Source organism: Pedobacter frigiditerrae (assembly GCF_004331645.1).
In the GTDB taxonomy this organism is placed as follows: Bacteria; Bacteroidota; Bacteroidia; order Sphingobacteriales; family Sphingobacteriaceae; genus Pedobacter; species Pedobacter frigiditerrae.
On sequence record NZ_SJSK01000002.1, the window covers coordinates 1,033,851 to 1,050,791 of the forward strand.

Annotated in this window: 15 protein-coding genes; 3 read left to right on the top strand and 12 right to left on the bottom strand. The window is 35.0% G+C overall.

Annotated features, from left to right (window positions below; all coding sequences use genetic code 11):
* Positions 1-484: 484 nt before the first annotated feature.
* The 10 genes from EZ428_RS11225 to hemA form a co-directional block, all read right to left on the bottom strand.
* Positions 485-1,612: a hypothetical protein gene (locus tag EZ428_RS11225; protein WP_131553232.1), complete on the bottom strand. Its 1,128-nt coding sequence runs from the start codon at positions 1,610-1,612 to the stop codon at positions 485-487.
* A 90-nt stretch (positions 1,613-1,702) separates the two neighbouring features.
* Positions 1,703-2,254: a CopD family protein gene (locus EZ428_RS11230; RefSeq protein ID WP_131553233.1), complete on the bottom strand. Its 552-nt coding sequence runs from the start codon at positions 2,252-2,254 to the stop codon at positions 1,703-1,705.
* A 25-nt stretch (positions 2,255-2,279) separates the two neighbouring features.
* A complete protein-coding gene (hemE, locus tag EZ428_RS11235) occupies positions 2,280-3,305 on the bottom strand; it encodes a uroporphyrinogen decarboxylase (protein ID WP_131553234.1) in 1,026 nt (341 codons plus the stop codon).
* Between the two features lie 7 nt (positions 3,306-3,312).
* The gene (locus EZ428_RS11240) at positions 3,313-3,831 is read right to left on the bottom strand and encodes a hypothetical protein (RefSeq protein ID WP_131553235.1); all 519 of its coding nucleotides are present in this window, start codon (positions 3,829-3,831) and stop codon (positions 3,313-3,315) included.
* Complete coding sequence (locus EZ428_RS11245; RefSeq protein WP_131553236.1) at positions 3,831-4,538, bottom strand: response regulator transcription factor; 708 nt, start codon at positions 4,536-4,538, stop codon at positions 3,831-3,833. The genes EZ428_RS11240 and EZ428_RS11245 overlap by 1 nt, the downstream gene beginning before the upstream one ends.
* A gap of 1 nt (position 4,539) precedes the next feature.
* Positions 4,540-5,406: a sensor histidine kinase gene (locus tag EZ428_RS11250; RefSeq protein WP_131553237.1), complete on the bottom strand. Its 867-nt coding sequence runs from the start codon at positions 5,404-5,406 to the stop codon at positions 4,540-4,542.
* A gap of 97 nt (positions 5,407-5,503) precedes the next feature.
* Positions 5,504-6,874, bottom strand: a complete 1,371-nt coding sequence (gene hemL, locus EZ428_RS11255; RefSeq protein WP_131553238.1) for a glutamate-1-semialdehyde 2,1-aminomutase — start codon at positions 6,872-6,874, stop codon at positions 5,504-5,506.
* A 102-nt stretch (positions 6,875-6,976) separates the two neighbouring features.
* Positions 6,977-7,942, bottom strand: a complete 966-nt coding sequence (hemB, locus tag EZ428_RS11260) for a porphobilinogen synthase (protein ID WP_131553239.1) — start codon at positions 7,940-7,942, stop codon at positions 6,977-6,979.
* Positions 7,943-8,279: 337 nt separating this feature from the next.
* Complete coding sequence (gene hemC, locus EZ428_RS11265) at positions 8,280-9,860, bottom strand: hydroxymethylbilane synthase (RefSeq protein ID WP_131553240.1); 1,581 nt, start codon at positions 9,858-9,860, stop codon at positions 8,280-8,282.
* A gap of 174 nt (positions 9,861-10,034) precedes the next feature.
* A complete protein-coding gene (gene hemA / locus EZ428_RS11270) occupies positions 10,035-11,261 on the bottom strand; it encodes a glutamyl-tRNA reductase (RefSeq protein WP_131553241.1) in 1,227 nt (408 codons plus the stop codon).
* Positions 11,262-11,497: 236 nt separating this feature from the next.
* On the opposite strand from hemA, the gene EZ428_RS11275 reads away from it, so the two are divergent.
* Positions 11,498-12,325, top strand: coding sequence for an alpha/beta hydrolase family protein (locus EZ428_RS11275; protein WP_131553242.1), 828 nt, complete (start codon positions 11,498-11,500; stop codon positions 12,323-12,325).
* Between the two features lie 22 nt (positions 12,326-12,347).
* Here EZ428_RS11275 and EZ428_RS11280 read toward each other — a convergent pair whose 3' ends face one another.
* Positions 12,348-13,736 carry a sensor histidine kinase gene (locus EZ428_RS11280; protein WP_131553243.1) on the bottom strand — a complete coding sequence of 463 codons (1,389 nt, stop codon included), beginning with the start codon at positions 13,734-13,736 and terminating at the stop codon, positions 12,348-12,350.
* A 191-nt stretch (positions 13,737-13,927) separates the two neighbouring features.
* Between EZ428_RS11280 and EZ428_RS11285 the strand changes: the two genes are divergently transcribed.
* Positions 13,928-14,260, top strand: coding sequence for a cupin domain-containing protein (locus EZ428_RS11285; RefSeq protein WP_131553244.1), 333 nt, complete (start codon positions 13,928-13,930; stop codon positions 14,258-14,260).
* Between the two features lie 133 nt (positions 14,261-14,393).
* Complete coding sequence (locus tag EZ428_RS11290; protein WP_205945666.1) at positions 14,394-14,810, top strand: secondary thiamine-phosphate synthase enzyme YjbQ; 417 nt, start codon at positions 14,394-14,396, stop codon at positions 14,808-14,810.
* Between the two features lie 94 nt (positions 14,811-14,904).
* On the opposite strand, the gene ispG is transcribed toward EZ428_RS11290, so the two are convergent.
* Positions 14,905-16,893 (bottom strand): (E)-4-hydroxy-3-methylbut-2-enyl-diphosphate synthase, encoded by a 1,989-nt coding sequence (gene ispG / locus EZ428_RS11295; protein WP_131553246.1) that lies wholly within the window; start codon positions 16,891-16,893, stop codon positions 14,905-14,907.
* Between the last annotated feature and the right edge of the window lie 48 nt (positions 16,894-16,941).

Consider the following 16,941-nt stretch of genomic DNA (forward strand, 5'->3'; position numbering starts at 1 on the left):
GAGGTCGCAAATAAATTTATTTTTTTTGATTGCATAGATTTAAGATGATTACACAGATTGTAAAAATACAACATTAAGGCATTAAGATAAATTAACGCTTAATGTCTTTACATTTCCTAATGTTTAAAGATGATTTGAAAAGGAGTGTTTGATGCTGCATAGTTGCTGCAGTCCCTCTTTTGTTACAAGTCCCGATGAAGAATCGGGAGCTTTCCCCATTAATCGGGTTTAAAAATTAAAGGTGGTGCTTTTAGAAAGGTCGCAAGGTGCCCAGCATAGCAGCACAAACCTTCCTTAATTAAACGGGATTGGAGCGAAAATCCTTTTTGTTAGGCGAGCTTGTCGAAGTAACAAAAAGATTGCAGCAAAAAGCCCGACTAACATAATTTAGCTTCTGACTTTGCTTTTCTAAACAGAGATTATTATAACAATGGTTCGCTCAACTTTCCGACTTCCGGACTTTTCTGACTTCCCAACTCCCTTTCTATTTCCTCTTAAAAAGCCTAAAATTTTCTTTGTAAGTCAAGAACAAAGAATGATTAAACTGAAAATCGGCATCAGGCGTTCCTAAGTCCCAATGTGGCTCTACACGAACATCTAAATATAAATTAGGAATTAATTGTTTTTGATAAAAGTATCTAACGGCTAAAATACTCCTGCTACTTTGTTTAAAACCTACGTCGTATAAAGTTTCAGAAACCGACTGATACAGTGGCATTCCTTTTATAGTTATAAAATTATTTCCTTTCCAGTAGGAAGCAATTAAACTTCCCCATTTGGTTTCTACACCAGCATTTAACCATAAACCAAAACCAGACTGATAAGCTCTTGATTTTGTTGGCGAAAAATCTTTATAAACTGCTATATAGTTATCTGTAAAAACTTCCTTCACTTTATAGCCAACTGTTTTATGTAATTTAAAACCAGTTGCTCCATTAAACAAGGTGCTAATGGGAATGTTCTTTAATACATCTATTTGTCCACCTTGATGGTAGGCTAAAAATTGAGCGGGTATAGACAATTTCCAGTTATCAGTTTTCAGTAAATAAGTTTCTGTAATTAATCCACCAACAATTTCTTCTTTAGCAGCTTCACCCTTGTAAATCATTTTTTGCCACGAAATCCAGCTGTCTAGCTTGAATTTTTCTCTATCAACCAATAGTTGTGTTCCATATTCAATTGGCGAGGTAATTTTTCGTTCGAAATTATCGATCGGTTCAATGTAATTATGTTGAATATTTCCTTCAAGACTACCAAAAACTAAGGTGAGATTCCTTTTATGATATTTTAAGCTAAATAAAGGTTTTGCATCATAAATACCTTCAGTTCCAAAATCCTTGCGCAAATAAGCACCAGCAACAATAGCCAAATTTGGATTGGCATAATAAACCAATTGTGGTTCTATTTGTGTTCCGTATAAAGTATAACCATCGTGAAATTTATTCGAGTATTCGTAATTTCTAACGTAGTTGAAATTGTAGAAATTGAAGTGTAATTCTTTATCTAGGCTATCTGCCGGACGAATACGATTGAATAAGGATTCGTTGTTGAATTGAGCCTTTGCTGCAAGAGATAATAAAAAGAGGAAAGCTAAAAGCAGATTTTTTTTCATTGTAATATTTTATGAGTTGTCAGTCAGAACGTAGTTGAAGACAATTTATTTAATCCTTCGACTACGCTCAGGATGACAAACATTCTTAATTTACTTTCTTTTCTTCTCTCTATATCTTTTGTAGATCTTTACTGCCATCATGATAATTGCAGAAAAAACAATTAACCCAAGTAGACCATAAATCCAGTTTACGGCACTTTTTAATATCACCGCAAAAACAATGGCAACTAATAAAATCGTGGCAACTTCATTCCACAAACGCAATTGATTAGAAGAATATTTGAATATTCCATTTCTCAATTGTTTCATGATATTTTGGCAAATGAAATGGTAAACCAATAATAAGCCAACAAAGACGAGTTTAACCCACATCCAACTTTGAGTAACTAAGAAGTCGAAGTGCGTATAATACATTAACGCTCCCGCCAAAACCGTTAAACACATCGCAGGAATGGTAATGATATTCCACAAACGACCTTCAATTTTTGTGAATTCCTTTTGTAGAATATTCCTTTCTAGTTCTGGTCTATCGTTAGCTTCTGTATGGTAAATGAATAAACGAACACCATAAAACAATCCAGCCATCCAACTTACAACAAAGATGATGTGAACCGCTAAAAAGTATTGATAGTAATCGTTCATTATTTAAGTTTAGCGCTAAGCGTTTTTAGTATCTAAATTCCTTTACCACCTCAATCGCATATTTCACGTTATCAAAGGGAATATCGGGCATGATACCATGACCTAAGTTAAAGATAAAACCTTCCGTGCCACGCATTCTTTCAAACAATTGATGAATGTGTTTTTTGATAACTGGCTGGTCTGCGTATAAAATATGTGGGTCTAAATTACCTTGCACTGCAATTCCTGCTGGCAAAGCATTTTTAATGTTCAATAAATCTGCATTCCAGTCAACCGAAATTACATCTGGTTTTGCTTCCGCCATAATTGGTGCAAAAACAGAACTTCCTTTGCAGAAAGAAATCACAGGAACATTTGTTCTATTTAATCCAGCAATAATTTGTTGGTTATATTGGTGAGAAAACTCTTGATAATCATTCCATGATAAAGCCAAAGCCCAACTATCAAATAACTGAACAGCATTAACGCCTGCCGCAATTTGTAAGTTCAAATAATCAGTAGTTACCTTTGCAATTTTAGCCAATAAACGATGAGCCAATTCAGGATGATTGTGCATTAACAACTTAGTTAACTTAAAATCTTTCGAAGAACCACCTTCAACCAAATAACTCATTACCGTAAAAGGTGCACCAGCGAAACCAATTAAAGGGATACTGCCATCTAAACGCTGCTGAATAACTTTAATCGCATCTGCAACATATTGTAATCTATCAACAACATCAACTTCTAATTTGTCAATATCAGCAGCTGTGCGAACTGGATTAGCGAATTTTGGCCCAACACCTTGAGTAAAACTTAAATCGCCACCCATTGCTTCGCCCGTTACTAAAATATCACAGAATAAAATAGCTGCATCAATCCCTAATAAATCAACTGGCAACATGGTCACATCAGCAGCAATTTCTGGGTTTTTACACATTTCTAAAAACGAATATTTGTTTTTAATTTCCCAATATTGTGGCATAAAACGACCAGCTTGGCGCATCATCCATACTGGTGGGCGTTCTGTAGCAATTGAATTTGCAGCGTCTAAAAATAAGTTATTCTTCATATTTGTATTAGGCCAAACCGTTGGCTTCTTTCTCTATAATTTTTATAATTTCTTTTGCTCTAGATGTTGTAGCCAACTCTTTTGCTCTTTCGATGTATGCTTTTGCCCTTTCAGCATCTTTTTTTCGAAGGGCGAGATTTGCCAAATGTATCATCACAAAAGCTTTATCATTTTTTCCTCCCAATGGGAAACGACTGGCAATTTGAAAGTGAAACTCTGCAGTTTCAAAATCTTCTCTTTGTAGGGCGATGTTTGCCTTCATGAACTCATAATATCCACGACGATTTTTAGCCAATCTATCTGGATTTGAGACTTCGTTTAATATCTGTTCTGCTTTATCATAGTTTGCATCCTTAAAATGTTTCGATGCCAATAACACCGAACTGTGTTTAAAATGACTCCATAAAATAAAGGCAAAGAGAAAGCCGGCTATTGCAGCCAGCTGGTATTGATTATAATATAAACTTACCAATGCAGAAAGGGCAAAAATTGCCATTAAAGCATATCTACTCCAGGTATTATACATTAATGTGTGCTATCTGTAAATTTATAACCTACACCTCTAATCGAGTGAAAATACACCGGGTTTTTTTGGTCTGGTTCGAAATACTTACGGAACGTTAAAATAAAGTTATCTATGGTTCTTGTTGAAGGATATACGTCATAATTCCAAACTGTTTCTAAGATTTGCTCACGAGAAACGGCTTCGTTTTTACGCTCAATTAACAACTTCAACAACATGGTTTCCTTTTTAGTTAAAGGAACAACAACACCATCATCTTGTTTTAATTCAAAAGAGTTAAAATAGATAGTTTTATCACCGATTTTGTAAGAATTTAATTCTTTTAAATCGTCTGCTTTTAAGCTACGTTTTACTAAAATTCCAACACGCAGAATTAATTCTTCTAAGTTGAAAGGTTTTACTAAATAATCGTCTGCTCCTTTTTTAAGACCCATTACACGGTCTTCGCTAGTATTCTTAGCAGTTAAAAACAAAATAGGAACTTCAGTATTTTCTAAACGAATAGTTTCACAAACCTGGAAACCATCCATCTCAGGCAACATTACATCTAAAATGATTAAGTTGAAACGTTCTTCCTTAAAAACTTTTAATGCAGTTTTACCGTCTTTAACAGCGTGAACTTTATAACCCTCTAGTTCGAGGTTTAATTTGATGGCATCCAATAAATGATCTTCATCTTCTACCAATAGTATTCTTAATTTCTGTGGCATATCAGTTAAATGTTACTTCAAAAATTGCACCTTGCGGTGTGTTATCTTTAACGCTAATATCAGCGTCGTGGTTTTGTAATACCTCTTTAACAATAAACAAGCCAAGTCCAGTGCCCTTAGATTTGCGCACATTTTCATCTCCTACACGATAAAATTTATCGAAAATAAGCATTTTTTCTTCATCCGGAATGCCCGGACCTTTATCAGAAACCGTTAAAAACGGCTTACCGTCATTTTGACAGAGTGTTACTGCTATTTCGGCACAAGGACCAGAATATTTTACAGCATTCTCTACCAAATTGGTAACTACCGATGATAAAGCAAATTTATCACCCAATACTTTTATGTCATTATCTATTTTAGTATTAATCATCTGCTGATTACCACAAGAGTGAACCTGTAGTCTATCAGTAATTCTGGTTACCAATTCAGACAAGTCAAACTCTTCTTTGGGAAACGAGTAAGTACGACTTTCGATCTTTGTGGCCAATAACATATTCTCTACTAAATCATCCAGGCGTTCAATATCTTTTAACGAGTTTCGCAGCAATTTAGATTGTTGCTCCTTATCTAAATCTCGTTTTACTATAGTTTCTATAGAAAGTTTAATAGCAGCCAAAGGCGATTTCAATTCGTGAGTTACAGACAATAAGAAATTTTGTTGCCTCTCGTGTAATTTATCTTCCTTTTTAATAGATGCATGAATAAAATAAGCACCCACGCAAAGTAAAAACAAGAAAACAGAGCCCTCTCCCATTACCATAGCCATTCGGTCCGGCTGTAATTTTATAACAACTGTTCCCCACCAAAACATTTCTAGCATGGCGTAGAACAAAAGGAAATAAAATATGAGCAAGGATTTCTTCATTTTATATACATTGTGTCATCTGAAGCTTGTCGAAGGACTTTTGGTTACATTTCGACTACTTATCCCGATTATTCGGGAGGCTTCAATGTGACAATTATTATTTTTTACTAAAAACTAAATCCAACGCATCAAAAATAGCTCTTTTTGCTTTCTCTAGTTCTATTTTAGTGTGTGCGGAAGAAACAAAACCTACTTCATATCCAGATGGTCCTAAATAAATACCTCTGTTTAACAATTCACGGTGCATTACTTTAAATTTCTCCATACTCGTTGGGTCTATATCTTCTGCAGTTTTAATGTCTTTATCAGTAAAAGCAAACCAGAAAATAGAACCAACGGTAAACACCTTGAACTTATAATTTCTTGCTGTTGCAAAACGTTGAATGCTATCTACAAACTCCTTTGTTTTTTGGTTTAAGTCTTTATAAAAACCAGAACGCAAAAGTTCAGTTAAAGTGGCAATACCTGCTGCCATCGCTACTGGATTACCAGATAAAGTTCCTGCTTGGTAAACGCCACCATCTGGTGAAATATGACTCATTATTTCTGCGGAAGCCCCATACATGCCCACAGGTAAACCACCACCGATAATTTTTCCGTAAGTAACAATATCGGGCTTAATGCCATAATGAGCAGCTGCACCTTCAAACCCAACTCTAAATCCTGTAATCACCTCATCAAAAATTAGTAAAGCTTTATTATCTGTACAAGCTTGTCGCAAAAACTCGATATAAGCTTGGTCTTGCATTAACAAACCATTATTTGCCGGAATACCTTCTATAATTACCGCAGCAACTTGGTCTTTAAATTGTTCGAAAGCCTTGCTAATCGCTTCCGTATCATTCAAAGGTATAACAATGGTTTCTTCTGCAAAAGATTTAGGCACACCTGCCGAAGAAGTTTCTCCAAAAGTTACCAATCCAGAACCTGCCTTTACTAAAAGCGAATCGCTGTGTCCGTGATAACAGCCTTCAAATTTGATGATTTTATCTCTTCCAGTATATCCACGAGCTAAACGAATTGCCGACATTACCGCCTCTGTTCCAGAACTTGTAAAACGGATTTTTTCTACATAACTGTTATTCTTGATAATCAACTCTGCTAATTCATTTTCTAAAGCAGTTGGTGCGCCAAAGCTCATTCCGCTTTGCATTACATCAATCACTTTTTCTCTAATTTTTGCGTTATTATGACCTAAAATTAGCGGCCCCCAACTTGCACAAAAATCTATGAACTGATTGCCATCTGCATCCCAAATGTAACACCCATCGCCTTTTTGAATAAACAAAGGTGTTCCGTAAACCGATTTAAAAGCCCTAACAGGAGAATTTACTCCACCAGGAAAATAGGTTTTTGATTTTGCATACAACTCTGCCGATTTCTCACGACTAATATCAGGTTTGCTTCCTGTATTTACCGGCATCTCCTCTTCGTTTCCCGAGAATATTTTCTTTAACGATTCTAACATTTTTTATTAAGCTAAAAGCTGAAAGACTAAAGGTAAAAGCTAAAAACTATGCACCCATTTTGGTTGCTTTAGTCTTTTTGCTTTAAGCTTTCAGCTTTAAAATTACATCCAATTATTCTCTACTATATCTCTAATGTGGTAAGTGGTTATAATACTTGCTCCTGCTCTTGCAAATGCATGCATCGTTTCCATTACTACTTTTTGTTCGTCTATCCATCCTCTTTGCGCTGCTGCTTTAATCATCGAGTATTCTCCCGATACATTATAACAAGCAATTGGCAAATCGCTGTTTTGCTTTAATTTACTAATGACATCTAAATAAGCCAAAGCTGGTTTAACCATCAAAACATCCGCACCTTCACTTTCATCTAATAATGCCTCCCTAACTGCTTCTGTTCCATTTCTGAAATCCATTTGGTAAGCTTTTCTGTCGCCATTATTTGGCGCACAATCTGCAGCTTCCCTAAATGGGCCATAATATGACGAAGCAAATTTGGTAGCGTGACTCATGATAGCAGTATTTACAAAGCCGCTTCCGTCTAATTTATGTCTTATTGCTGCTACTCTACCATCCATCATATCTGAAGGCGCTAACATATCTGCTCCCGCCTCTGCGTGATTCAATGCCATTTTTGCAATTAAATCTACTGATAAATCATTTTGGATATAGTCATCTTTCATGATTCCGCAATGACCGTGAGTAGTGTAAGAGCAAACACAAACATCGGTTACCACATATAAATCATCACCAAAGTTTTTCTTTAATTCCCTGACCGCAACAGGCACCAAAGAATGTGGCTCGTAAGCAGATTTTGCATCATCACTTTTCTCATCTCCAACACCAAAAAGCATAATTTTATTTACGCCTAACTTTAATCCTTTTTCAACGTCTTTTAACAAGGTATCTGTAGAGAAATGGTTAACACCGGGCATTGCATCAATTGCTTTTGTAATTCCGCTTCCTGGAACTACAAAATACGGATAGATGAACATATCCTTTGACAATCGCGTTTCGGCAATTAACTCTCTAACAACTGGATTTTTTCTTAACCTACGTGGTCTGTGCATAAATTTGGTATTGAAACTGCAAACCTATTTATTTTAAAACTTAGTATGATAACCTAAATATCATTTTTTAGAAAAGCAGTGATAGTGGTTCTTTTGTTTTGTAGTCCTGTTCCAAAGGAACCCCTTTTGGGGCTATTCGTTACAAGTTTTAATGGTCTTCGACAAGCTCAGACTGGCATTAAAACTTTTCACTGCTGTCAGGTTTATTTAAGAAAATTCAGTGCCGACACCTTCCTTTTCCTGCAATCGCTTTAAGGTTACTTCCCAGAGAAGTCGGGACAGCCTGTTCTTCTCAATTACGAGTAGAAAAACCTTCCCTCCTCAACCGTTCTACCTTTTACCTTATATCTATTCCAAAAACTGCTTCAGCTAGTCCAATTTCATCTGGAGAATAAGGCAATGTGTATTTTACACCCATTTCTTCAAACTTCTTACCTGTAGAGTTACCAATGGCTATTACTTTTTGTTCAGGGTCTAATAAATTATCTGCAAAATACGCTTCAACGTTACTTGGACTGGTAAAGATTAACACCTCAGCAGTTGTTCCATCAATATCATCAGCTACAACAGTTTCGTAAATTGGCAAGTCAACAATTTTTGTACCTGTACCTAAAGATTTTTGAATGCTTAACAGCGAATCTTGAGCTCTTGGGAATAATACGCTCTGACCAACAACTAATTTTGCAAACTCTTCTGCAACTTCTACAATATCTCCACTTTCGCCAACAAAGTCTGCCAAATGACCGAATTTCCTTAATGTATCTTCAGAACCACGACCAACCACACCAAATTGAACTTTTTTAGCTAATACAGGATTCAGTTTAAAGAAATATTCAACTCCATTTCTACTGCTAAAAAATATCCAATCGATATTCTTTAAATAAAAAGGATCTAAAATATTTACAATTGGAAACGTACGAATTAACGAACGTCCATCTATTTCAATATCGTGTTTTGCTAAAGCTTTTCTAAAATAACTATGTTCTCCAATTTCTCTAGAAATAAAAACCTTAGCAGGCAGTTTTCTTTCCTTATCAAACTTAGCTACTATTTTCTCTGCTAAGCCTTCAGTAGTTTCAGACCTTAAGAATAAACGGTCTGGAAAATCCTCGTCAGTTTCTGCCTTAGAAGTCCAAACTTCAAAAACTCCATTTTCCTTTTTACAATAGCATCCCAAAGGCATATGGCAGCCACCTTCAAATAAGTTTAAGACCTTACGTTCCACAGCAATTTCTTCAGCAGTTGCTGAATTATGGATTTGTTGTAAAGCAGTAAAAAGCTCATTATCATCTTCACGAATTTGGATTGCCAAAGCACCTTGCGCTGGTGCGGGGATCAACTCTGTGGTATCTATAACTTCTACGTGAAACTCACTTAAATCTATATTCAATCTATTGACACCAGCTTTTGCCAATAAAATAGCATCATAATTTTCATCACGTAATTTTTGAATACGTGTTGGTACATTACCACGTAAATCTTCAATATTTAAATCGGGACGTAAAGCTAATAATTGGGCTTTTCGGCGATTGGATGATGTACCAACCATTGCTCCCTTTTTTAAGGAAAGTTTATTGCTAACCTCAACCGTATCCTTCAAAATCAATAATAATTCTGCCGGGTCTTCACGCTCAGTAACCGCAGCAATGATTAATCCAGCTGGGTTTGTGGTAGGTAAATCCTTATGAGAGTGGACAGCAATATCAATTGTTCCGCCTAATAATTCTTCTTCTAATTCTTTGGTAAAGAAACCCTTACCTTCCAATTTATCAAGTCTAAGGTTTAATATTTTATCGCCCTGCGTTTTAATGATTTTTAATTCTGCCTCTATTCCGATGCTTGCCAACCTATCTTTTGTGTTGTTAGCTTGCCATAATGCCAAATCGCTTCCGCGTGTACCGATTATTAGTTTCTTCACTTTATGCTTAGTTTTCTGCTAAATTAATAAAATTTTGAAAGGGTTATATGCTTTGAGTTGTTTTAACCGCAAAGGCGCAAAGAGCGCAAAGAAGATGGTAAAATTATTTGATTGCATCCAATCTCATATCTCACCTGCCTAGCGGCAGGCAGGCATCTCAATACGCAAATCTATTTAACTGTTTTTAACCAGAATTTCTTTTGCCATCACCATTGGGATAGTGATACATTTTTTCTCCATGTAATCCATTACCCGTTCTAAAACCGCTCTTGAGTTATCATCCATCATATTTATCTCGTCTGCAAAAACAGCGTTGATAGCCTTATGTTTGATATCCTTAATTTTTTGAGGAACATCGCTCATGGCAATTTCAATTTTACGCTGACGTAAAACAGATTCAAAATCCTTGATATTTTCATCTATGATATGCTCGGCATTTACCAACTCATCATAACGTTCTTGAATATTTTTGCGAGCAACTTCCTTTAGAGATTCTACCTCAATATAATGTAGAGGGAAGTTTTCAACAACTTCTGGGGCTGTATCATTAGGAATTGCTAAATCGACGATAACTTTTTTGCAAGTATCTCCTTTTAACAATTTAGCATAAATTTCTTCTGTAATTATAGGTTCAGTTGCACCAGTACAGGTAATAATCACATCAAAACCTTGGTCGTAATCTGCTAAAGCTGATAGTGGATAGGCCGTTCCATTTAAATCTTTAGCAAGGTTTTCTGCTTTTTCTATTGTTCTATTAAAAATAGAGAAGTTAGAATATTTGTGCTTTTTAAGGTATTGAGCAATATTCTTATTGGTTTCGCCAGCGCCGATAATTAATAATCGAGAATTACCGCACATATTTAGTTCACGCAATTTGCGATAAGCAAGTGAAACTATAGAAACTGGATTTTTAGAAATATTAGTATTGGTATAAACCTCTTTTGCAGTTTTAACTACACGATTCATAATCATACGCATGTAATCGCCTGTAAAACCTGCAACTCTACAAGCTTCATAAGCTTTACGAACTTGGGCAAGAATTTCTTTTTCTCCAACTACTAAACTTTCTAAAGAACAAGAAATACGTAATAAATGGTTAAAAGCTTCAACCTTTTCAAACACAGAAACATTTTCGATGAATTGTTCCATGTATTCTTCGGGCAAGCCCATATCCAAAACATGTAAAAATCGATTGATGAAAGCCTTGTTAACTTCATCAGCAGAAGTAAAAATAAATTCTACACGGTTACAAGTACCAACGTAAAATATCTCTTTGATATTTAACTCTGATTGGATATTCCTCAACCTATCATCCAGCGTTTGCTCACATATAACTAATTTACCTAAAGCTTTTAGGTCTATCTGCTGATGTGTAAATGCAATAATCTTTAAATATTCCAAAATGGGTACAGCGTATTATTTTTAGCGAAACAAAAGTAACAACGTAGGCTGGTTTCACTGTCATTATGCTGTAAATTAGGTTTATTTAGAAAGATTTTAAATTAAAGGATGCCTCCATTCAATGCAAATGATGTTGAGTTAAATTAGCTGATATTTAGCTGACAAAAATTTATTAATTTAGAATATGGTCATCTTCAAAAAAACAGCTTTTTGGCTTACAATTTTAATTTAAGATTATGATTACGATAGAAAAACACAGCATTAAGGGAAGTAGTAACCTGTCAATTTTAATGGATATTACTTTTAATGAAACTAAAAAAAATGCACCTATAATAATTTTTGTTCACGGTTTTAAGGGTTTTAAAGATTGGGGAGCTCATCATTTAACTGCTCGTTATTTTGCTCAAAATGGTTATCGTTATTTAAAATTTAATTTATCGCATAGCGGAGTAACTTTAGAAAAACCTAATGATGTGAGTGACATGGAAACATTTGCAGCAAACACTTTTTCTAAGGAAATGCTTGATGTTGATTTAGTGATTAATTATGCCGTAGAGAATTTAGGCGTAAAAGAAGTTTTTCTAATTGGCCATAGTCGTGGTGGCGGATTGAGCATTTTGCAAGCAGCCAACAACCCACACATTAAAGGTTTAATAACATGGAGCTCTATCGCAGATTTTAGTAGTCTATGGAAAAGAGAACAGGAAACGGAATGGAAAAAAGAAGGTAAAATCCATGTCATAAATGCTCGAACCAAAGAGAAAATGCCTTTAAACGTGACTTTACTTGAAGACTTTAAAGCCAATAAAGAAAAACTAGACATTTTAGCCGCTGCAAAACAAATTACCATTCCTTGGTTAATTGTGCAGGGCGATGATGATGTAAATGTACCTTTTGAAACTGCTCAGCAATTAGCCAATGTAAATTCAAATAGTAGGTTGGTAAAAATTGAAGGAGCCAATCATGTTTATGGAGCTTCCCATCCTTATGATAAAGAAACTTTGCCAGCTCAACTTTTTCAGGTTTGTGAAAAGAGTTTGATATTTTTGAATAGCTTGATTTAAATCTTATTATCACAAAACAGCTCTAAGAAAATTTAGGTAACGACATAGTAAATTTACTTCCTACTCCCAGAATGGAATCTAAAACAATGGTGCCACCTAGTTTTTCAACAGATTGTTTAATGATGTAAAGACCTAAACCAGTACCTCTTTTACGAGAGTCAAGAATATAAAACATATCAAAAACCTTTTGATGGAATTCTTCAGAAATACCAATACCATTATCTTCTACTTTAATCACTAAATTAGTGTCATCGCTTTTTACCTTTACCTTAATAAACTGATATTCTTTTGTAGGGTCGCTATATTTAAAAGCATTAGAGATTAGATTATTAATAATAATCTTGATAAAAACAATATCGCTATTAATCTCCTCAAGGCCCTTTGCTATTTCTATTTCTGTTCTAATTTCTTTGTTATCTGCATTATGCTTATTTAATGAAAATGCATCTTCTACCACAACTTTTAAATTCATTTTTTTAGGTTGTGGAGTTAGGTTTCTGCGTTGCAATAAAGAAATCACATCTTTAATAAATGCATCCTGTTTGTCCAATAACCTATCCATTAAAAGCATGTTTTCCTTAATAGAGGTTATATCTGTTTCTAGGGATGAAAATTTAACTAAGCCTTGCAAAGAGGTTAAAGGCGCTCTTAAATCATGAGACAAACTATAAACAAAAGTATCCAGCTCTAAATTTAAATCGAAAACCTTATCGTAACTTTCTTTAAGTTCTCCCTTAGATTTATATAATTTAGCTATCACCAACATCAAATAAGCTGATAAACTTCCAATCATTATAATTGTTACTAATGCATTTACCCAGTTTAGTAATTTTTCAATTTTTCTGGCCAAATTACTCAGGTTTTTAGAAAAATTTGTTTCTAACTCTGTGAGTTTAGCATTCGATATCGCTATTTTTAAAGAAAGCTGTTCTTTAAGCTGTATGTCAGTACTGTGTTTAAATCGTTCTGCATCTCTATTTATATCAATTAAGACAATCTCAGATTTTGCCCATAAATCAACCGCTTCTTTAAATTCTTTTACGTTTTTAAAGTTTTTAAACATCCATATAATATTATCTATATCTGATGGGTGAACTTTTCCATTAATAAAGTGATTAAAAGGTATTGAATCTGGCTCATTATTAACCATTGCATGGCGGGCTAGATTATCACTCATTGGCACTTTTAATGATTCCTTATACCTGTTCCAATAAGATATGTCTTGCGTATTTAAGTAATAGCTTAAATTTAGAAGCGCATCTTTTTGACCTTTAGAATACGCTGACTCGCCATTAATATAAGACCTGACACCTGATTTAATTCTAGATGAATAAATGTTAAACAAAATAAGAATTAAGGAGGTTAGAGATACCAAAAATACTACTAGCCTACTTTGCGCTTTAAAAGTCATTCGTAAAATTTATTGAAACTAATCAATTTCTTATAATTTTTATCAACGCTAACTACTTTTAATTAAAAAGGTTAAGTAAAAATGATGAAGATTAAGCAATTCATATTTTATTTCATTTAAAATTTTAAAACAAACCAATTTCTCCATAAGAAATTCAAAAATGAATACCTTTGTTTTTTATATATAAGATCATGAACGAAAAATTTTTTCGCCAATTTACAGATATTGAAGTTAAAGAAATGAGCCCTGGTTTCTTTTCTAAACTTATTCATACAGAAAACAATACCATCAATTTTATTGATATTAAAGCTGGCAGCGACTCCCCCATCCATAGCCATCCACATCATCAATGTGCTTTTGTTTTAAAAGGACAATTTGAGATGACCGTTGGTGAAGAAACTCAAATTTTAGATACAGGTAAGTTTGTTTTAATCCCCGGCAATGTACCACATGGTGGAAGAGCGGTTACCGATTGTACTTTATTAGATATTTTTAGTCCGGGGAGAGAAGATTTTAAATATTAACATTATCAGTCTGATCCTGTCGAAGACCTTTATTAAAGCAATTCTGGAATAGAGTTCCTACAAAAAGAAACAATAAAACCTCCCCCTAACCCCCTCCAAAGGGGCACAACATAATGCCAAGAGAAAAATACAAATGTTTCAAAAAACAATTAGTTTAAAAGCAAGAAGTAGAGGCTTTCATTTGATAACTGATGAAATCCTTCAAGCTATTCCAGAAATTAAGGATTTGAAAATTGGGATGATGCAGGTTTTTATTTTGCATACCTCTGCTTCATTAACTATTAATGAAAATGCCGATCCAACGGTTAGAAAAGATTTTGAAATGTGGTTTAACAAGGCTGTTCCCGAGAACGACCCAGATTACAAGCACGACTATGAAGGTTCAGATGACATGCCTGCTCACCTAAAATCTGCATTATTAGATACCTCAGTTTTAATTCCATTAAGAAATGGAAGACCAGCTTTAGGAACTTGGCAAGGTATTTACTTATGCGAACACCGCAATTACGGGGGCAACAGAAATGTGGTCATTACAGTTTGGGGAGTTTAGTTTTGTCATTCAGAATGCACTGAAGAAACTCAAAATCGAATCCTTTATAATAGACTCCTCCGAAGTCGGAATGACAAATTTTAATTTAGATTTGCTAACTCGCAACTGTTTCCACCCAATTTCCGTCTTCTCTTATAATTTCGATAAGTTCATCTAGTGCTGATGGTGTATTCACGTTTTTCTTCACCACTTCTTTTCCACGGTATAGTGTAATTTTCCCTGGACCCGTGCCCACATAACCATAATCTGCATCTGCCATTTCTCCAGGGCCATTAACAATGCAGCCCATAATGGCAATCTTAATACCTTTTAAGTGGTCGGTTTTTGAACGGATATACTGCGTGGTTTCCTGTAAATCGAATAAAGTACGGCCGCAACTTGGACAAGAAATATATTCCGTTTTGGAAATACGAGTTCTTGTGGCTTGCAAAATTCCGAAACTAGTAGAATTAACTAATGATAATCCAATTGTAGTTGGGGCATCTATCCAAACACCATCGCCAAAACCATCAGTTAACAAGGCACCTAAATCACTTGCTGCATATAGCATCAACTGATCTGCACCAACATTATTATAACTTCTTTTTATGATTACAGGGACTTGAATGTTTTGCTGTTGCAAAGCGACAAAAAACTCCCTTTGCTTTTGCATTCCTAGATTTTGTGAGGTTTCTAAGATGATAATAGTGGAGTTATTGAATTGCTGGATTGTTGAATTGTTGAATTGCTCTGCATTAATACTCACGAAGTTCAAACCTTCTACCTTCCATCCTTCTACCTCTATATATTCCTTTTCAGTTAGTAACGGGTAACAATTATGCTTGTCTTTTAATTTAAGCCACGTTTGGTAATTATAAACCTGTTTTAAATTGCCTGGAAATGAAAAAGAAGGTAATTCATCACCTAAATACACCAAGTCACAAGCTTGGTCAGACAAGTTGTATTTATCTAATCCAGCACTGTAATTATAACCCAAAGGGCTTAAAAAATAAGGATCTTTTAAGTTTTGTTTCGTTACATCAATCATCACCACTGGGTGAAAATGCCCACCAATTTGTTGAACTGGGGTTGTGATGCGACGGCTGTATTGGTAAGGTGAATAAGTTGAGTTGTGAATTGTGGGTTGTGGGTTGTGGGTTGTAACTCCTGACTCTTGACTAAGGTCTGAAGACTTTCTCTCAAATCTATCTGCCAAGGCTCTTGCAACTGGCGCTTCAAATTCTGGGTCTTCGGTTAAAGAAACACGAATAGTATCCCCTAATCCGTCGGCTAGCAAAGTTCCAATGCCAACTGCAGATTTAATTCGTCCATCTTCCCCATCTCCTGCTTCGGTAACACCTAAATGCAAAGGATAATTCATCCCTTCCTTAACCATGGTTTCTACCAACAAACGATAAGCTTGCACCATTACTTGTGTGTTACTCGCTTTCATAGAAATGCACAAATTGTAATAATTCAAGCTTTCGCACATGCGGATGAATTCCATTGCAGATTCAACCATTCCTCTTGGTGTATCTCCATAATGGCTCATGATTCTATCTGAAAGAGAACCATGGTTGGTTCCAATTCTCATCGCCGTGCCGTACTCTTTACAGATTTTTATAAGTGGTGTAAACTTTTTATAAATTCTTTCTAACTCTGCTTGATAGGTATCAGTAGTATATTCTAGATTTTCGAACTTCTTTTTATCAGCATAATTACCAGGATTTACACGAACTTTCTCTACAATTCGAGCCGCAGATTCTGCAGCATTTGGAGTAAAATGAATGTCGGCAATTAATGGCACATCGTAACCACGAGCCCTTAATTCTTTTTTGATGTTCTCTAAATTTTCTGCTTCCTTAATACTTGGTGCAGTAATTCGCACATATTCGCAACCAGATTCTACCATTCTGATAGTTTGCTCAACTGTACCCAGAGTATCCATTGTGTCTGTGGTTGTCATAGACTGGATACGAATTGGATTTAAACCTCCCATTGGGATATTTCCTATCTTAACTTCGCGGGTTAAAAACCTAGAATATTGGGTTAAACTGTTACAATAACCGCCTTCTAGTTGGTTTGGTTTAATTAGTTCTTGCATACATTGCAAAGATATGCTAAAGGTTTTAAATGTTCCAAACGTTGTAAG

Coding starts and splice junctions, on each gene's coding strand:
- hemB (WP_131553239.1), bottom strand. CDS start 7,942: ATGCACAGACCACGTAGGTTAAGAAAAAATCCAGTTGTTAGAGAGTTA.
- EZ428_RS11225 (WP_131553232.1), bottom strand. CDS start 1,612: ATGAAAAAAAATCTGCTTTTAGCTTTCCTCTTTTTATTATCTCTTGCA.
- hemL (WP_131553238.1), bottom strand. CDS start 6,874: ATGTTAGAATCGTTAAAGAAAATATTCTCGGGAAACGAAGAGGAGATG.
- EZ428_RS11285 (WP_131553244.1), top strand. CDS start 13,928: ATGAACGAAAAATTTTTTCGCCAATTTACAGATATTGAAGTTAAAGAA.
- EZ428_RS11250 (WP_131553237.1), bottom strand. CDS start 5,406: ATGAAGAAATCCTTGCTCATATTTTATTTCCTTTTGTTCTACGCCATG.
- EZ428_RS11240 (WP_131553235.1), bottom strand. CDS start 3,831: ATGTATAATACCTGGAGTAGATATGCTTTAATGGCAATTTTTGCCCTT.
- hemE (WP_131553234.1), bottom strand. CDS start 3,305: ATGAAGAATAACTTATTTTTAGACGCTGCAAATTCAATTGCTACAGAA.
- EZ428_RS11230 (WP_131553233.1), bottom strand. CDS start 2,254: ATGAACGATTACTATCAATACTTTTTAGCGGTTCACATCATCTTTGTT.
- EZ428_RS11275 (WP_131553242.1), top strand. CDS start 11,498: ATGATTACGATAGAAAAACACAGCATTAAGGGAAGTAGTAACCTGTCA.
- EZ428_RS11290 (WP_205945666.1), top strand. CDS start 14,394: ATGTTTCAAAAAACAATTAGTTTAAAAGCAAGAAGTAGAGGCTTTCAT.
- EZ428_RS11280 (WP_131553243.1), bottom strand. CDS start 13,736: ATGACTTTTAAAGCGCAAAGTAGGCTAGTAGTATTTTTGGTATCTCTA.
- ispG (WP_131553246.1), bottom strand. CDS start 16,893: ATGCAAGAACTAATTAAACCAAACCAACTAGAAGGCGGTTATTGTAAC.
- EZ428_RS11245 (WP_131553236.1), bottom strand. CDS start 4,538: ATGCCACAGAAATTAAGAATACTATTGGTAGAAGATGAAGATCATTTA.